Raw genomic sequence first — 17,108 nt, 5'->3', positions numbered from 1 at the left:
TATTAAGACGCCTTCAAAAACGTGACGGGCTCTGTGTGTCTGCAGTCGATTTGCGGGCAGATTTTAATTGATGAAGAAAAACATATTGAATTTCAAGCGGAAACGCTTATAAACAAATAAGGAAACGGACGGGTCCGCTCCTCCTTTTTTAGACATCTATACGAAAGCCGATATTGCCGAACTGCCGTCCTTCCCGCATTCTGTTAAAAGCGGCAGCTGCTTCACTGAGAGGGTACATGCGGTCGATAATGGGACGGATGCCGCAGCGGTTTATCAATTCCAGCATATCCGCGAATTCCTCATTGCTTCCCATTGATGTACCGAGAATATGAATCTGCGGAAAAAATAGCGAGCGAATAGGAAATCCGAGCTGATCGCCTGAACTGGCGCCAAATGTTACGATCCGGCCATTCGGTTTAATAATGTCAAGATAGTGTTGAAACAAGGCGGGGCCTACACCGTCAAGTATGATATCTGCTTTTTCGCCATTCAGCGCCTCATTCCAGTCACCGTAGCTGTCAATCGCCCGGTCTGCACCGTATGACAGTGCGGTTTGTTTTTTGTTTTCACTGCGGGAGGTGACGCTGACTGTCGCTCCGATAGCTTTTGCCATTAATAAGGCGTATGTTGCCACGCCGCTTCCGATGCCCGGAAGGATGAGGTGTTCGCCTTTTTTTAATTGTCCTTTTGTAAATAAGGCGCGATAAGCGGTTAATGCTGATAACGGCAGCACACCCGCTTCCTCCCAAGTCAGGTGTTCGGGTTTTAAAACGGCGTTTTCCGCAGGAACAATGACATAAGGTGAAAATGTTCCGTCGCTCGGACCGCCTAAAATATCAGGGACGGCTGGTACGTCCTCAACAGTCTTCCAATTCAGCACCGGGTTGATGATGACTTCTGCATGCAGTAAATGAGACCGGACGCCGTGTCCTATTTCGGTTACGATCCCCGCGCCGTCTGAACCAAGAGTAAATTCATGGTTTCCGGTTTCGTGTTTTTTCATTAAAAACAAATCACGATGGTTTAATCCGGCTGTTTTCAGCTTTATTTTTACTTCGCCGTTTCCTGGCCTTTTGTCAGGTGCCTGCCTGAAATCAAAGCCATTTTCGTGTATGATAAGGGCATTCATCATTCTTCTCTCCTTTATGATTGATGAGAAAGATTTTACAGGCTGTATCAGCTGCAGTAAATAAATGAAAATTGATAGCCGGCTATCAATAAAAATCATAGCAAGAAGGTGCCCTTACATGGAAAGCGGAGACTTAAAGATTTTTCAGGCTGTCGCCCGCAAAGGAAGTATTTCAAAGGCGGCAGAAAGCCTGCATTATGTTCAATCAAATGTGACAAACCGGATTCAGCAGCTGGAACGGCAATTGCAAACACAGCTTTTTTACCGCACAAATCGGGGGATGACGCTGACGCCCGCAGGTGAAAACTTATTGAAAGACGCAGACAGAATCCTTCAATTGCTGCATGAGGCGCAAAAAACGGCGCAAGAGGCAGGCGATCCGAACGGCCCGCTTCGAATCGGTTCTCTTGAAACGGCGGCAGCCGTCCATCTCCCTCAATTTTTCACGGAGTATTGCAGCCGCTACCCGAAAGTACAGCTGTCTCTGTCAACCGGTGATACACATACCTTAGTGCAGCACGTCTTACACTATGAGCTGGACGGCGCTTTTGTTTATGGTCCGGTCGAATACGAAGATCTTGAGCAAGTCGCTGTATTTCAAGAAGAATTGGTCTTGGTTTCAAATAAGCGGGAAGGCAGTTTGCAAGACTTGTTGCGAGATCCGATTCTGTATTTTGCCGCGGGCTGTTCGCACCGCCGCAAAATAAAAAACATACTGAAAGAAGAGGCAGTGCCCGCACATAAAATCATTGAATTCGGTACGTTGGAAGCCATTATTGGGGCGGTGCAGGCGGGGATGGGGGTTTCCTTTCTGCCTGCATCAGCCGTCCGTTATTTTCAAAACAGGAAAAATCTTTTTCTTCATGAGCTTCCTGAACAGTTTCGGGATATGAATATATCATTTATCTACCGGAGTGATTTATTTTTGACATCGGCGTTTGAAGAACTGCTGAATAGATTAAAAGCATTACCGAACGGAAGATGAGAAAACAGGACAGCTGTGTACGCCAATTTTTTTCGTTCTGGTTTTTCTTAAAAAAACTTTCTTTTTCGGAAAATTTATGTATAATAAAAGAAAGTTTTTCGGATAAAGTATCTGCAATGATAAGGACATGAGACATTTTAACCGGCCATACAGAGAGGGAAGGCACGGCTGAGACCTTCCCGGCACGAAGAATGAGCTTACCGCCTTTTGAGCTGTATTGGTGAACGAAAGCAGCCGATACCGTATAGCCGCGTTACGGCAAAAATGAGCCGTCACTTGAAGTGGCGGGAATTTGGGTGGAACCGCGGGTCTGACACACACTCGTCCCTTCTTTTGGGATGAGTGTGTTTTTATGTTTATATAAGAAAAATGGCAATGATAAGGACATGAGACATTTTAACCGGCCATACAGAGAGGGAGGACGCGGCTGAGACCTTCCCGGCACGAAGAATGAGCTTACCGCCTTTTGAGCTGTATCGGTGAACGAAAGCAGCCGATACCGTATAGCCGCGTTACGGCAAAAATGAGCCGTCACTTGAAGTGGCGGGAATTTGGGTGGAACCGCGGGTCTGACACACACTCGTCCCTTGCTTTGGGATGAGTGTGTTTTTTATTTTATTAAAAATAAAGGAGAGATCAGACCGTGAAGAAGCCACACATTGTGATTACTTTTCCTGATGGGAAACAAAAAAAATACCGGAAAGGCGTTACGTTAGAAGAGATCGCTCAATCAATCAGTCCGAGTCTGAAAAAGACGTCTGCCGCCGGAAAGGTAAACGGATCGTTATATGACCTTAGAAGAAGCATTCATAAGGATGCGGCGATTGAACTGTGCAGTTTTCAGTCTGAAGCAGGACTGGAAGTGATGAGACACACAGCAGCACACGTATTGGCGCAAGCGGTAAAACGTCTGTATCCGAAGGTTTGTTTAGGGATCGGACCCGTTATTGACAATGGCTTTTATTATGACTTTGATATGGATGAAACGATTACTGAAAAAGACCTGGCCGTCATTGAAAAAGAAATGAACCGAATCATTTCGGAAAATCCGGAAATTATCAGAGAAGAAATCTCCAGAGAAGCGGCAGAGCAGCTGTTTGCTCATGAACCGCTGAAGCTTGAGCTCTTAGCGGGTATTTCGCAGACTGATACAATCAGTATATACCGCCAGAGCGAATTCATTGATTTATGCCGGGGTCCGCACTTGGCATCTGCCGGACAGATAAAAGCTTTTTCGCTCACTCATGTATCAGGGGCTTATTGGTGCGGCGACAGCAACCAAAAAATGCTCCAGCGCATCTATGGAAAAGCATTTTCCTCAGAAAAGGAGCTGAACAGACATTTTCAGGTGTTGAAAGAGGCGGAGATGAGAAATCATCGGAAATTGGGAGCGGAGTTACAACTTTTTATGTTTTCGGAAGAAGCGCCGGGTATGCCTTTTTATCTGCCAAACGGTCAGTTTATCCGAAACACGCTTGAATCATTTCTGCGTTCAAAGCAGGATGACTATCATTATCAGGAAGTGCGCACCCCTATGATGATGAACCAGCGTCTTTGGGAGCAATCCGGCCACTGGGATCATTATAAAGAGAATATGTATTTCTCAGAAGCTGATCATCAGCGCTTCGCGTTAAAGCCGATGAACTGCCCCGGCCACATGCTCATATTTAAAGAAAAGCTTCGTTCTTATCGTGATCTTCCGATTCGGATGGCTGAGTTCGGTCAGGTGCACCGTCACGAATTCAGCGGGGCGCTTAATGGCCTGCTCCGCGTCAGATCTTTTTGCCAGGATGACGCACACATTTTTGTAACGCAGGATCAGATCGAGAGTGAGATCGCTTCGGCGCTGCAGCTGATTCACGAGGTGTACACCGCATTTGGTTTTTCCTATGATATTGAGCTGTCAACAAGACCGGAAGATTACATGGGAAGCGAACACTTGTGGGACAGGGCTGAGAGCGCATTAGAAAAAGTATTAAAAGAACAGGGATATCGTTTTCGGTTTAATCGGGGAGATGGTGCATTTTATGGACCGAAAATTGATATTCATATAAAAGATGCGCTGAACCGGAGCCATCAATGCGCCACTGTCCAACTGGATTTTCAAATGCCGGAGAAATTTGATTTAACATATATTGATGAAAAAAACCAAAAAGTCCGTCCTGTTGTCATTCACCGGGCGGTATTCGGATCTCTCGACAGATTTCTCGGAATCATTACAGAACATTTCGGGGGAGCGTTCCCTTTATGGCTTGCACCGGTACAGGCAAAAATCATCCCAGTATCAAACACCGCACACCGGGACTGCGCAGAACAGGTGCACCTGCAAATGAAGAAAGCGGGTATCCGGGCTGAACTCGATCAGCGCGATGAAAAACTCGGCTATAAAATCAGAGAAGCACAAATGAAAAAAATACCGTATATTGCGGTTGTGGGGGATCAAGAGTGCCGCCATCAATCTGTACATGTACGGCAATACGGGCGGGAAGACACATTTGAAGAGAATGTGAGTGATTTTATTTCCCGGATCATAAGAGAGGCAAAACAAAAAAGAGAGATTGAAGAAAAACAACATTGACATATCGTAAAATCACGATATAATAAAGCGTATGAAACCTATTGATGTTTTTAAAGCGTTGTCTAATGAGTCACGGCTTGAGATTTTACAATGGCTGAAAGAGCCGGACCGTCACTTCGCACCGCATGATGGCATTGATATGAATGAGATCGGAGTGTGTGTCAGCCAGATCACCGATAAGCTTCAGATGACACAGTCAACGGCTTCTCAATATCTTTCCATCCTTCAGCGGGCGGGCCTTATCCAAACAAAACGGATTGGCAAATACACCTATTATAAAAGAGATGAAGACGCGATAAAGGCGATGGCCGATTATTTTCAGCGCGAAATGTAGGGCTGAATCCTTTAGAAGAGGGATTCAGTTTCTTTTTCCGACTACACATCGACATATTACGATTTGTTTCTTTTTGTTCAACTCTTTATATCGATATATCACAATATATCTTTATATAAATCATCAATGAAGGAGTGTGTCAGGTGCAAAATACCTGGAAGATTTACATTTTGGCAATTATCAGTTTTTTAGTGGGGACCTCTGAATATGTGATATCAGGGATGCTTGATAAAATTGCAGGTTCCTTGGGAGTTACTGTGGCAGCGGCAGGGCAACTGATTACGATTTTTTCACTTGTTTATGCAATCGGAACGCCTGTCATGATGGCTCTTACAGCAAAACTGGACAGAAGGAAGCTCATGATCTATGCTCTGGGGCTGTTTGTTATCGGGAATATCATTTCTTTCCTTGTGCAGGGATTCGGCTTATTTGCGGGAGCACGGGTGATTATGGCGCTTGGAGCAGGAACCGTGGTGGTCACCGCGCTTACGATCGCAGCAAAAATCGCTCCCCCGGGAAAACAGGCAAGTTCTCTCGCAACCGTCATTATGGGGTTTACGGCGGCGCTCATTATCGGTGTTCCGATCGGAAGAACCGTGTCTGAAGCTTTCGGCTGGAAAGTGGTTTTCGCCGGAATTGCGGCAATCGGAATCATTGCCATGCTTATTATACGTTTCGCGTTGCCTGAGATAAAAGGAGATAAACCGGTGCCGCTCATTCAGCAATTTTCTCTTTTGAAGAAACGAAAGGTGGCTGTCGGGCTGGCCATTACGTTTTTTTGGCTCGGAGGCTATTCGGTTGCGTATACGTACCTTTCTCCGTATTTACTGAACGTTACTCATATCGGAAGCGGAATACTGAGTACATTGCTGCTTATTTTCGGTGTTGCAAGTCTTGCCGGTTCTAAAGCAGGCGGTTTCAGCGCAGACAAATGGGGGGCGCGTATGACATTAACCGGCGGAATGGCGCTTCATGCTATCATGCTCATGTTATTGCCGTTTGTGACACATTCTGCTTTCGGAGCGGCGGCAGTACTTATATTTTGGTCCTTCGCCGCCTGGTCATCAGGACCTGCTCAGCAGTATCATTTGGCAACGATGGAGCCTGAATCATCGGGTGTATTACTCGGCCTCAACCAGTCTGTGATGCAGCTGGCTATGGCGGCCGGGGCGGGCATCGGGGGCATTGTTGTCACTCATCTGTCTCTTGCGTCAGTGACATGGATCGGATCAGCGGGTGTTGTCATCGCGATGTGCGGCGTGCTTTCGCTTGCGTCATTAACGTCTGAAAAAACCTCAACTGAATACAGTGCAGAATAAACAAAAGCCTCATTTCTCAGCTTGAGAAACGAGGCTTTTTGTCTAGTTATTTTTTCAAGTTTACGCCGATTGCGGCTCCGTTTCGGCTTGAGTCGGCAACTCCGGTGAAGGTGCCGTTTTCACGGTCGATCAGGATACTTTGCACATTCCCGATATCAACCGGGCTGCTGCCGAATTTATGCCCCATTTCGTTCAGTTTTGTGCGGGCTTCTTCCGGCACTCCTTTTTCATATCGATAGGATGTCATGCTGTTTGTGTAAATCCTCGGCTCTTCGACCGCCGCTTTCAGATCCATGCCGTACTCAACTTTGTTCAGGATCGTTTGCAGGACGGAAGAAATAATCGTTGCTCCGCCGGGGGAGCCGACAGTCAGGACGGGTTCGTTATTTTTGAATAAAATAGTCGGAGTCATGCTGCTGAGCGGACGTTTATTCGGCTGCACTTCATTTGCACCGCCAGGCACCGCATCGAAGTCTGTTAACTCATTATTCAACACAACGCCGTATCCGGGAACCATAATGCCGGAACCGAACAGCTGTTCAATTGTTGTCGTATATGATACGACATTGCCGAAGCGATCAGTTACCGTGAAGTGAGTCGTTTGGCCTTCTTGTTTGTCAGTCGGCTGCTCCACTTGTTTATAGTTTGCAGAACCTTCCTGATAGGCCCAAGGATCGCCGGCTTTCGGTTTTTTATTGACTTTATCAATATCTATCAGCTGTCTGCGGGCATTGATATAATCTGGATTCAAGAGACCTTTGAGAGGGACGTTGACGAATTCTGGGTCCCCGGCAAATGCGGCGCGGTCAGCATAAGCCAAATGCATCGTTTCTGCGAGAAGCTGATATTTTTGCCAAGAACGGATATCATATTGAGAAAGCTTAAAATCATCCAAGAGGTTCAGCATTTGCAACAGGAAAACACCGCCCGAGCTTGGAGGAGGAGCAGTTGCGATATGATAGCCCTGGTAATCTCCCCAGATCGGTTCGTCAATCGTCACATTGAAGTTTTTAATGTCTTTTTCTGTCATTGAGCCGCCGAATTCCTGCACTGTTTCCGCTAGCTTTTTGGAGAATGCACCGTCATAGAATGCTTTTGTGCCTTTGTACTTAATAGCTGTAAATGTTTTGGCTAAGTCTTTTTGGATGAGTGTGTCTCCTTCTTTCAGAGGTTCTCCGTCCGGAAGAAACACGTCTTTTGCAGCAGTGTGTGATAATTTGTCTTTATAATCTGAGATGGCATCAGCTAAAACCGAATCGATCGGAAAGCCTTTTGAGGCAAGTTTAATGGAAGGGGTGATGAGTTGTTTCATGGAGCGTGTGCCCCATTTGTCGAGCGCTTTTTCTAGTCCTTTTAATGTTCCCGGAACACCGACTGCAGTCCCTTTCGTAACGCGTTCGGAGAAAGGAATGGCTTTGCCGTTTTCGTCAAGGAACATATCCGGTGTTGCGCCTGCCGGTGCGCGTTCCCGGCTGTCGATAATGGTGGTGTCTTTCGTCTTCGCATCATAAACCATCATAAATCCGCCGCCGCCGATTCCCGACATCATAGGTTCAGTTACGTTTAATGCGAATTGAATGGCAACCGCGGCGTCAACTGCATTGCCGCCTTTTTTCAGCACGTCGGCACCGATTTGTGAAGCGAGAGGATGGGCGGTGGCAACCATGCCGTCTTTGCCGACATCTACCTGTTTGTAGTCGTCATAGGAAAACGGGTGTTTCTTAGCCTGAGCGTGATAAGGAATGCTTCCGGCCGCGAGCAAAGTACTGAGCAGAACGATAAAACAGAGATTCATAAACTTTTTCTTTTTCATAGTCTGCCTCCTTTGTTTTCCGCTTACAATTATAGAGTAAGTAAAATGTGCTGTTTTCACAAGTGACAAACGGAATAGTCCGGTGTGCAAAAAGTTGGGGTTTCTGTGTGAATGTAATCAGTCGCAAATAGGCTAAATGGGAAACCGGACTGAAAAAGCTGTGAAACAAGCATAAAGACAAAAAATAAGCTACAATAAACAAAACAGAATTCACTCACATGACATATGAAAGGAACGTGAGCCATGTATTTAACGATCAAAGAGACAGCTGAGTTTACCAGTCTTCCTGAAGAATATGTGCACAATCTTGTTTTGACGAATAAAATAAGGGCCGTCCATGACGGGCAGCAATATTTAATCAACAAGGAACAATTTCAAACCCATCTCGAACAGCTGGAAAAATATAAGGAAATGATTCAAGAGTTTTTAAATGAGCCGCTTCCTGAAGACATTGATGTAAAAGGTGAAGACTAGGACACAATTTCATATTGTGTCTTTTTTTTGCATTTTTTCGGTTGCTCACAAAAAACGGATGCTCAGATTTCATTTTAAGGCTGTTGTTTTCATTTTTTAATACCTTAAGTATCGATTTGTTTAAAAGCTTGTCATCGGGCTGAAAATGATGTTTTTGAGTAATTTGTTGAAACTGTGTATCTGATTCACCTTATGTAACACTATGTATATTATGTTACATAAGACTCTTTATCCTTTATCATTCAACGGGTTTCGGCTATAATAGTAACATAACGCTCAATATGTTACTTTACCAATTATAAGGGGTTTTTTGATGCATATCGTACAGCCGATCCGAAGTTTGGAGAAGATCCAGGAAGTCAAACAGTATTTAATGAAGAAAAGTGATCGTGATTATTTTTTATTTATTTTCGGCATGAACAGCGCACTGCGGATTTCTGATGTTCTGCCGCTTCGCGTGAGGGATGTAAGGAACAAAGACCATGTGTGGGCAACCGAAAGCAAAACGAGAAAGAAAAGAAAAATTCTGATACTGGAGTCTTTAAAGGCCGACATATACGCTTACACAAAAGACATGAAAGAAGATGACTATTTGTTTAAATCGAAACGGACGAATAAGCCTATATCCCGGATTCAGGCATACAGAATATTAAAGGAAGCGGCTGCCGCTTGCGGGTTGGAGGAAATCGGGACGCATACGCTTAGAAAGACGTTCGGTTATCATTTTTATCAGAGGACAAAAGACATTGCTGAACTGCAAAGGATTTTGAATCATTCTTCTCCGTCTATTACAATGCGTTATATTGGAATAGATGAAGATACGACGAGAGCCGCCTATAAAGTGTTCGGAGGGCTGTAGACTTGAAAAAAACGGCCGCCAGCGTTACTATAATAGAAGCAGGCTCTAGTAGCACAGCGGATAGTGCAGCAGTTTCCTAAACTGCAGGTCGGGAGTTCGAATCTCTCCTAGAGCGTTTTTTGTATGAGATAGGCGCAGCTTAATAATGTCGGTAAAACAAAACCCCCTTTGTTATACAAGGGGGTTTTGAGTTGAATATTTTGTAAGAATCTCGTGGAAATGATGTGAAAAAAGCCCGCTGTAAGCAAGCGGGCTTTTTCTTATATGACAGCATCAAATTGATTGACTTTCCAAGCGTTGTTTTCTTTTACGAATGTTACATCACGTTTTGCTGACGGAGAACCGTCAAGAGTCGGTACAGTGAAGCGGTATGTTTGAGCGCTTCCTTTTTTAGAAAGAAGGGTCATTTTTGCTTTTTTCCAATTCAGGAGGTTATCTCCGTCGCCGACCGGAACAGCCAATTTGCCGTCTTTTACAGTGAAGTGGTAATCTTTGAGCCCTTTGTCAATCGCTTGCTTTGTAAAAGCGGGTGTCAGATATTTTACGGCTTTCGCTTTTGTTCCGAGGTCTTTGCACATAAATACATATTGCAGATTTTGATATTCAAACGGTTCAGATGTGCAATTTGCGTTTGATTTAAGCGCACCGCCGCTCATTGTGTTCCAGAAATGTTCTCTCGCTGACAGAGCCAGCTGAAGTGCTTGTTTTTGTGTAAGGTCATTAGGTGAAGTTTTTGCGGTCGCCGCAGTGCCCAATGACAGAATCAATGTAATAGTAGTGAGGAATAATAGCCATTTTTTCATGATATAATCTCTCCTTCAATCAATCTCTTTCTCTTATGTTACAAATGTTACAATAATTACGGTAAGATTACAATACCTTTTCAGAAATATTTTCCGGACTTTTTATTTTTATGGTTTATTTCCATGTAAGACGTGAGAAAAAGATAAAGAGTTTCATTGAACAAAAGGTTTTTACAAGCTGTCTGCTGAATAATAAAATGGAAGAAAATCAAAAAAGGAGTCCTACATATGGAAGTACAAGATCATTTAGAAACAGCGGAAGGCCGCGGCCAGTCTGTCTGGCGATCGATGTCACTGTTTTTAGTGCCGCTGCTTTTAAGCAATGTATTGCAATCTGTCGGCCAATTGGTCGGAATGGTATTTGTCGGAAGGTGGCTCGGAGTCGATGCGCTTGCCGCCGTATCGTCTTTTTTTCCGCTGTTTTTTCTGCTGATCTCCTTTACGATCGGAATCGGTTCGGGAAGTTCCATTCTGATCGGGCAGGCTTACGGCGCGAAAAACGAAGAGAGGATGAAGGCGATTGTCGGCACTACACTGACTTTTACCTTTATGATCGGTGTTGTCCTGGCAGTTGTCGGCAGTGTGTTTACGCTTGATATTCTGCGGCTGATGGGAACGCCGGAAAACGTAATAGATGTCAGTGTCCGATATGCGCGCATTTTGTTTTGCGCAATGCCGCTGATGTTTTTATATTTTGCGTATACGACATTTTTACGCGGAACGGGAGATTCAAAGACTCCGTTTTATACGTTAATCGTCAGTACAGTCATAAACATCGGGCTTTTGCCCTTATTGATTCTCGGGCTTTTCGGACTTCCGAAGTTCGGCATTTACGGTTCGGCGTATGCAACCGTGATTTCAAACATCGTGACATTTATCGTACTCATGGTTTATTTGCGGAAAAGGAAACATCCATTGGCATTTGACCGGACTGCGCTCCGTTCTCTTAAAATGGACAAAAAGCTGCTTGCGCTTTTACTCCGTCTCGGTATTCCGTCGAGCATCAATATGATTCTCGTGTCACTTTCTGAAATTGCGGTCATTTCATTTGTCAATCATTACGGATCAAACGCGACGGCTGCTTACGGGGTTGTCAACCAAGTGGCGAGTTATGTGCAGATGCCGGCGGTAAGCCTCGGTATCGCAGTTTCAATTTTTGCCGCCCAATCCATAGGAGCTAATCAATTCGGCCGGTTGAAGCAGGTCATCAAAGTCGGCATCGGCCTGAATTATTTGATCGGCGGGGTGTTGATTGTGCTGATTTATACCTTCTCCCGGCAGATACTTGCTTTGTTTTTAACAGATCAGGATACACTCCACATTGCCCGCAATCTGATTATGATTACCCTTTGGAGCTATCTGATTTTCGGTCACGCTCAGATTGTTTCAGCAACAATGCGGGCGAGCGGTACGGTGTTATGGCCGACGATTATCAGCATTTTTGCGATTTGGGGAATTGAAGTGCCTGTGGCCTTTATTCTTTCTCATTATACGAATCTCGGCATTCTAGGCATTTGGGTCGGTTATCCGGCGGCTTTTGTCGTCAGCCTGCTGCTGCAATACGGATATTACCGGTTTGTATGGAAGAAAAAACAGATTACCCGGCTGATTCAATAAGGTTTTACCGCACATCGCTCAGTTCATACGGGCGATGTTTTTTTAGAGAAGGAAAATGAGTTTAGAAAATGGAATTCCTATACATGCTAGAAAACAAGGAAAGGGCAGGTGCTTATGACGATTGAACATACGACTTATTTAGGGGTTTCAGCCATTAAAGCGGAGACTGATCAGGCTGAATGCATCATTGTGCCGGAGTGGGGATCAAATGTCATATCGCTTCGGGATAAAAGAACCGGTATGCGGCTTCTTAGAGAACCGGAAACTGCGGAGCAATTCCGCGCAAAACCGATGCTGTACGGCATTCCCGTTTTATTCCCGCCGAACCGGATTACGGATGGGACGTTTCGTTTTGACGGCCGCGCGTATCAATTTGAGATAAACGAAGAGGATAAACATAATCATATTCACGGCTTTCTTCACAATCAGCATTGGAAAGCGGCGGCAGCGAAAGAAAAGGGGGATGGAATGACAGTCGAAACAGAAATTGATCTTTCAAAGATTCCCCGTGTTCATAAACAATTTCCGCACGATGTCATTGTCCGGATGACCTATACATTAAAAGACAATGTGTTTACGCAGCGGGCGCTGATTATCAACAAGGGAACGGAGGCTTTTCCTTGGGGGCTCGGCTATCATTCAACTTTTGTTTTCAATGAAGAGCGTTCTCGTCTATTTTTGACGGCTGACCGCATGTGGGAATTAAATGAACGTTTCGTACCGACAGGCCGTTTATTGGATGTGCCTGATAAAGAAGCGTTTCGTCAGGGGATGTCTTTGAAAAATAAACAGTTTGACGATGTTTTTCTTTCTTCCGGACGGAATGGCGGCAATAACGAAGCTGTTATTTATCATCCGGATGAGAAATTATCCGTTTTGTATCAGGCAGACATGTCTTTCAAGCATTGGGTGGTGTATAACGGTGACGGAAAGCAGGGGTTTGTCAGTCTTGAGCCTTATACTTCCGTTACAGATGCATTTAATCTGAATCAGCCTGCATCACTGACAGGGCTTCAGATTCTGAAACCGGGCGAAGAAGCGGCTGCGTCATCCAGGATCACCATTTTGCATGACGAAGAATAGGAAAGAGGCGGGATAACATTGAAAACATATGTGAAACGCTTGAGCGCGGTGATTCTGCTTTTGATCATTGCCGCAGTTCCTTATATTGATGATGCGGCTAAGGCGGCTGAACAAAAAAATACTTTGCAAAAAGAGCTGGAACACATTCTGGATGAAGAACCTGCTTTAAAGGGAGCTTCAGCGGGCGTCAGTGTCCGGTCAGCAAAAACAGGGGAGGTGCTGTTCAGCAGCCGGGAAGATATGCGGCTTAGGCCTGCATCACTGATGAAGCTGCTGACGGCATCTGCGGCGCTTTCCGTTCTCGGAGAAGATTACACCTTTAAGACAGAAGTACGGGCAGACGGCGCCGTAAAAGGAAAACAGCTGCGCGGAAACCTTTATTTCAGGGGAAAAGGTGATCCGACCCTATTGGCTTCTGATTTTGAGAAGATGGCTAAACAGGTCAAAGCCAGAGGCATCCATGTCATTAAAGGAGATCTGGTCGGGGATGACTCGTGGTATGACGATACCAGGTATTCAGTTGATCTTCCGTGGAGCGATGAAGGCCAATATTATGGCGCGCAAGTATCAGCTCTTACCGCTTCCCCAAATGAGGATTATGATACCGGAACGGTGATTGCGGAAATCAGTCCGGCGAAACAGCCTGGTAAAAAGCCGCGCATTTCGATTTCCCCCCATACGGACATCGTTCGTGTGAAAAATGAAGTGAAAACCGTCGCTTCTGATGAAAAGAAAGAATTGACGGTTGAACGGGAGCACGGTGGCAATGTGATTACGATAAAGGGAACCATACCTGCCGGCTCGGCAAAGGCAAAAGAATGGGCGGCAGTGTGGGACCCGTCGTCCTATGCTTTAGATTTATGGAAACAAGCGCTTACTAAACAAGGTATAACTGTAAAAGGGAAAGTCAGAACAGGGCGAATGCCGCACCGCACCCAGCTTGTCACATTCCGTACATCCATACCTCTTTCAGAATTATTGATCCCGTTTATGAAACTGAGCAACAACGGGCACGCCGAAATTCTGATCAAGGAAATGGGAAAAGTGAAAAAAGGGGAGGGCAGCTGGGAAAAGGGCTTGGACGTGATGAAATCGGAGCTTAAATCGTTCGGGCTGAATCCGGATGAATTGATTGCAAGAGACGGATCCGGCGTTTCTCATGTTAACGGCGTATCCGCCGGCCAAATCGGAGAGCTTTTGTATACGGTTCAGAAAGAAAAGTGGTACCCGGCTTTCCTTCGTTCGCTCCCTGTCGCCGGCGCAAGCGACAGAATGACGGGAGGAACCCTTCGGAATCGGCTGAAGGGCACCCCGGCAGAGGGCAAAATTAAAGCGAAAACCGGGTCACTAACATCAGTCAGTTCGATTGCCGGCTATGCAGACACAAAAACAGGAGATACGCTTATTTTTTCCGTGCTTCAAAACGGACTGCTTGACGAAGATGACGGAAAAGACATTGAAGACAAAATCGCAGTCGTGCTGGCAAATCAATAAGAAGGGCCGAATCCTTAGAGGATTCGGCTTTTTTTAATGTCTGTAAAACATTATATTGCGATTATGAATCAATCTTTTCAAAAAGTAATATCGGCAATATACTTCCTTTTTTTTACATGATACTTTCTTACTTGTTCACCGATTTTTCATTTTTTAACGTAAAACTTCTTTTCAGGAGGCAAAACCTTTTTAAAAGCGCAATTAATTATACATTTTATTCCTTATTATAGTGTTTAAGAACCAGTTTACAGTGTGCATACATACCGTTTTACATGGTATAAAGATTATAGAAATGAAGAAATGAAGTGAGGAATATATACTATATTCTAAAAAATGTTAGAGAAAATTTAATTTTTTATTGTGATTTCTAAAATATGTTTTAAAATAATGCTTATATGGATGATTTAGTCATATGCTGTCGAAATTTAATTGTAATTATTTCACTTTCTTATCCTCTTAAATTGAAATGGAGGGATTCCATTGAAGAACACTGTTTATTCTTTAACTCACGCCCAAAGAAGAGTGTGGTTTACGGAGCTGCTCGAGCCGGGCACAAGTATCTGCAATCTCGCGGCGTGCGTCAAATTCAGGGGGAATATCGATTTTGACGTATTGCGCCGTGCTTTAGATTTCTCTATCTTGCAAAATGATTCGCTCAGGTTTCAACTGACGGAAGGGGACGGCTCAGAACCCCAGCTGTATCTGGCCGGGCATCGGCCGATTTCTTTAGAGACCGTTGATTTTACTCATATTGATCAATCAGAGCGGGAGGCATGGATTGACAAACAGACGCGTGTTCCGTTCAAGCTGTTTCATTCACCGCTGTATCAATTTACTCTGCTTGTCATGTCAGACGAAGAAGTTTGGCTTTATTCAAAATTTCACCATATTATTATGGACGGCATCTCGCTCAATCTGCTTGGCAATCAGCTCATTGAAATCTACCAAAAAATCATGCGAAGCGAGGATTTGGCCGAACACCAAAGCCCTTCCTATCTCAGCTACATGGAAAAAGAACAGCAATACTTACAGTCTTCCCGTTTTCAAAAAGACCGTTCATTTTGGACTGAAACATACCGAACCGTTCCGGAACACCTTTCACTGGCGGAACGAACCTCTCATCTTAGACAAAGCACTGCGGCTTCAAGAGATACAATCACTCTTTCCCACTCCTTAGAACAATCAATCCGGCGTTTTTGCAAAGATCATAATATCAGCATCATCTCTCTGTTTATGGCTTCGTTATACATATGCATCAGCCGTCTGACGGCTAAAAAGGATATTGCCATCGGTACTTATTACGGAAACCGCGGTTCCAAGCTCGAAAAGGATATGCTCGGCATGTTTGTCAGCACGCTGCCGATCAGAATGACGGCAGATCCGGATGCGGAGTTCCTGTCTTTTGTCCGCAGTGTAGGAAAACAGCAGCTGTCTGTTATGCGGCACCAGAAATATCCTTACAATCTTTTTGTCAATGAATTAAGGCAGATTCATCACGACCTGCAAAATATCATCGGGATTTCGATGCAATACCAGCCTCTCGCGTGGCGTCAGGCAGAAGGTTTCGATTATGAAACGGCGATGTTTTTCAGCGGGCATACGGCAAATGAGCTGTCCATTTTAATTAAGGAGCGGACAGATACGGGATTGATTGAGCTGAATTTTGATTACCAATCCGCTTTATTTACTGAAACATCAATTAAACGCATTCAAACTCATTTGCTGACGATCGTTGAAAATGCCGTTAGAAATCCAGACCGGCTGATTCGGCATATTGATATGGCGGATGAAAATGAAAAGGAACGGGTGTTAACTGCGTTTAACCGTACAGAAACGGCTGAACTGCCGGCTCCGACGCTTCACGGGCTGTTTACCCGCCGCGCCGAGCTTTCGCCGCATCGTCCGGCGCTCCGTTTTCCGGGCGGTATGCTGACGTACGCCGAGCTTGATCAGTACACGGACAGGCTCGCCGTTCGGCTCCGCCAAAAAGGCATCCGCAAAGAAAGCATGGTCGGCGTACTCGCTGAACGCTCGCCGGAGATGGTGGTTTCAGTGCTTGCCGTGTTAAAAGCGGGCGGCGCCTACGTGCCGCTTGACCCTGACTATCCTGAGGACAGGCTGAGCTATATGCTCGACGACTGCGGCGCTTGTCTCCTGCTTGCACAGCCGGGATTATCCGTTCCCGGTTTTTCCGGAGAAACGCTAGAAGCGTCTCTTTCTTCTCTGACAAGTGAGGCGGAGACAGGGGCTGTCTCTGAAGAAGCGGATGCTGATTCGCTCGCTTATATCATTTATACGTCCGGTTCGACGGGAACACCGAAGGGAGTAGCTGTTGAACACCGTCAGGCCGCCGCCTTTTTATCAGGGATGCAAGGGCAGTTTCCGTTAACGGAAGAGGATGTTATCGTGCTGAAATCATCCTTTTCATTCGACGCCTCTATCTGGCAATTGTTTTGGTGGACGATGTCAGGCGCCTCCGTGTATCTGCTTCCTGCCGGCTGGGAGAAAGATCCTGTGCGGATGATTGAAGCGTTTGCCTCAGAAAAGGTGACGACCGCGCATTTTATTCCGGCGATGGTCAACAGCTTTTTAGACGCGCTGGAAACAGAGCCTGCGGAAA

General features: G+C 45.3%; 13 protein-coding genes and 1 tRNA gene. 11 read left to right on the top strand and 3 right to left on the bottom strand.

The genetic code is table 11. The features are described 5' to 3' along the window. Positions 1-148: 148 nt before the first annotated feature. The gene (locus tag OTK50_RS05105) at positions 149-1,129 is read right to left on the bottom strand and encodes a zinc-binding dehydrogenase (protein ID WP_265971602.1); all 981 of its coding nucleotides are present in this window, start codon (positions 1,127-1,129) and stop codon (positions 149-151) included. A 118-nt stretch (positions 1,130-1,247) separates the two neighbouring features. On the opposite strand from OTK50_RS05105, the gene OTK50_RS05100 reads away from it, so the two are divergent. The 4 genes from OTK50_RS05100 to OTK50_RS05085 all read left to right on the top strand — a co-directional run bounded on the left by OTK50_RS05100 (position 1,248) and on the right by OTK50_RS05085 (position 6,345). After that, complete coding sequence (locus OTK50_RS05100) at positions 1,248-2,114, top strand: LysR family transcriptional regulator (RefSeq protein ID WP_224223574.1); 867 nt, start codon at positions 1,248-1,250, stop codon at positions 2,112-2,114. A gap of 643 nt (positions 2,115-2,757) precedes the next feature. Beyond that, complete coding sequence (thrS, locus tag OTK50_RS05095) at positions 2,758-4,692, top strand: threonine--tRNA ligase (protein ID WP_224223573.1); 1,935 nt, start codon at positions 2,758-2,760, stop codon at positions 4,690-4,692. 31 nt (positions 4,693-4,723) lie between these two features. Further along, positions 4,724-5,026, top strand: a complete 303-nt coding sequence (locus OTK50_RS05090) for an ArsR/SmtB family transcription factor (protein WP_003153841.1) — start codon at positions 4,724-4,726, stop codon at positions 5,024-5,026. A gap of 143 nt (positions 5,027-5,169) precedes the next feature. Next, entirely contained in the window at positions 5,170-6,345 is a 1,176-nt protein-coding gene (locus tag OTK50_RS05085; protein ID WP_044802248.1) for an MFS transporter, read from the top strand. Between the two features lie 46 nt (positions 6,346-6,391). Here the strand turns inward: OTK50_RS05085 and ggt are convergent, their stop codons facing one another. Next, positions 6,392-8,158, bottom strand: a complete 1,767-nt coding sequence (gene ggt / locus OTK50_RS05080) for a gamma-glutamyltransferase (RefSeq protein ID WP_032873491.1) — start codon at positions 8,156-8,158, stop codon at positions 6,392-6,394. A gap of 243 nt (positions 8,159-8,401) precedes the next feature. Between ggt and OTK50_RS05075 the strand changes: the two genes are divergently transcribed. From OTK50_RS05075 to OTK50_RS05065, 3 genes are all read left to right on the top strand, one after another. Next, positions 8,402-8,632, top strand: a complete 231-nt coding sequence (locus tag OTK50_RS05075; RefSeq protein ID WP_224223572.1) for an excisionase family DNA-binding protein — start codon at positions 8,402-8,404, stop codon at positions 8,630-8,632. A gap of 313 nt (positions 8,633-8,945) precedes the next feature. After that, the gene (locus OTK50_RS05070; protein WP_003153850.1) at positions 8,946-9,491 is read left to right on the top strand and encodes a site-specific integrase; all 546 of its coding nucleotides are present in this window, start codon (positions 8,946-8,948) and stop codon (positions 9,489-9,491) included. A gap of 42 nt (positions 9,492-9,533) precedes the next feature. Next, positions 9,534-9,606 (top strand) — tRNA-Arg (locus OTK50_RS05065). 145 nt (positions 9,607-9,751) lie between these two features. On the opposite strand, the gene OTK50_RS05060 is transcribed toward OTK50_RS05065, so the two are convergent. Further along, positions 9,752-10,294 (bottom strand): IseA DL-endopeptidase inhibitor family protein, encoded by a 543-nt coding sequence (locus OTK50_RS05060; protein WP_082998573.1) that lies wholly within the window; start codon positions 10,292-10,294, stop codon positions 9,752-9,754. 228 nt (positions 10,295-10,522) lie between these two features. On the opposite strand from OTK50_RS05060, the gene OTK50_RS05055 reads away from it, so the two are divergent. The 4 genes from OTK50_RS05055 to OTK50_RS05040 all read left to right on the top strand — a co-directional run. Then, positions 10,523-11,911: an MATE family efflux transporter gene (locus OTK50_RS05055; protein ID WP_032873496.1), complete on the top strand. Its 1,389-nt coding sequence runs from the start codon at positions 10,523-10,525 to the stop codon at positions 11,909-11,911. Positions 11,912-12,025: 114 nt separating this feature from the next. Beyond that, entirely contained in the window at positions 12,026-12,994 is a 969-nt protein-coding gene (locus OTK50_RS05050; RefSeq protein ID WP_275424138.1) for an aldose 1-epimerase, read from the top strand. 18 nt (positions 12,995-13,012) lie between these two features. Beyond that, a complete protein-coding gene (gene dacB, locus OTK50_RS05045) occupies positions 13,013-14,488 on the top strand; it encodes a D-alanyl-D-alanine carboxypeptidase/D-alanyl-D-alanine-endopeptidase (RefSeq protein WP_224223570.1) in 1,476 nt (491 codons plus the stop codon). Positions 14,489-14,968: 480 nt separating this feature from the next. Then, positions 14,969-17,108: non-ribosomal peptide synthetase (locus tag OTK50_RS05040; RefSeq protein ID WP_266121838.1), on the top strand; the 2,140-nt coding region annotated here is incomplete at its 3' end.

Source organism: Bacillus sp. NEAU-CP5 (assembly GCF_026420705.1).
GTDB classification, from domain to species: Bacteria; Bacillota; Bacilli; order Bacillales; family Bacillaceae; genus Bacillus; species Bacillus velezensis.
This window is presented reverse-complemented; position numbering and strand designations above follow the sequence as displayed.

Coding starts and splice junctions, on each gene's coding strand:
- OTK50_RS05105 (WP_265971602.1), bottom strand. CDS start 1,129: ATGAATGCCCTTATCATACACGAAAATGGCTTTGATTTCAGGCAGGCA.
- OTK50_RS05100 (WP_224223574.1), top strand. CDS start 1,248: ATGGAAAGCGGAGACTTAAAGATTTTTCAGGCTGTCGCCCGCAAAGGA.
- OTK50_RS05090 (WP_003153841.1), top strand. CDS start 4,724: ATGAAACCTATTGATGTTTTTAAAGCGTTGTCTAATGAGTCACGGCTT.
- ggt (WP_032873491.1), bottom strand. CDS start 8,158: ATGAAAAAGAAAAAGTTTATGAATCTCTGTTTTATCGTTCTGCTCAGT.
- OTK50_RS05075 (WP_224223572.1), top strand. CDS start 8,402: ATGTATTTAACGATCAAAGAGACAGCTGAGTTTACCAGTCTTCCTGAA.
- OTK50_RS05070 (WP_003153850.1), top strand. CDS start 8,946: ATGCATATCGTACAGCCGATCCGAAGTTTGGAGAAGATCCAGGAAGTC.
- OTK50_RS05060 (WP_082998573.1), bottom strand. CDS start 10,294: ATGAAAAAATGGCTATTATTCCTCACTACTATTACATTGATTCTGTCA.
- OTK50_RS05055 (WP_032873496.1), top strand. CDS start 10,523: ATGGAAGTACAAGATCATTTAGAAACAGCGGAAGGCCGCGGCCAGTCT.
- OTK50_RS05050 (WP_275424138.1), top strand. CDS start 12,026: ATGACGATTGAACATACGACTTATTTAGGGGTTTCAGCCATTAAAGCG.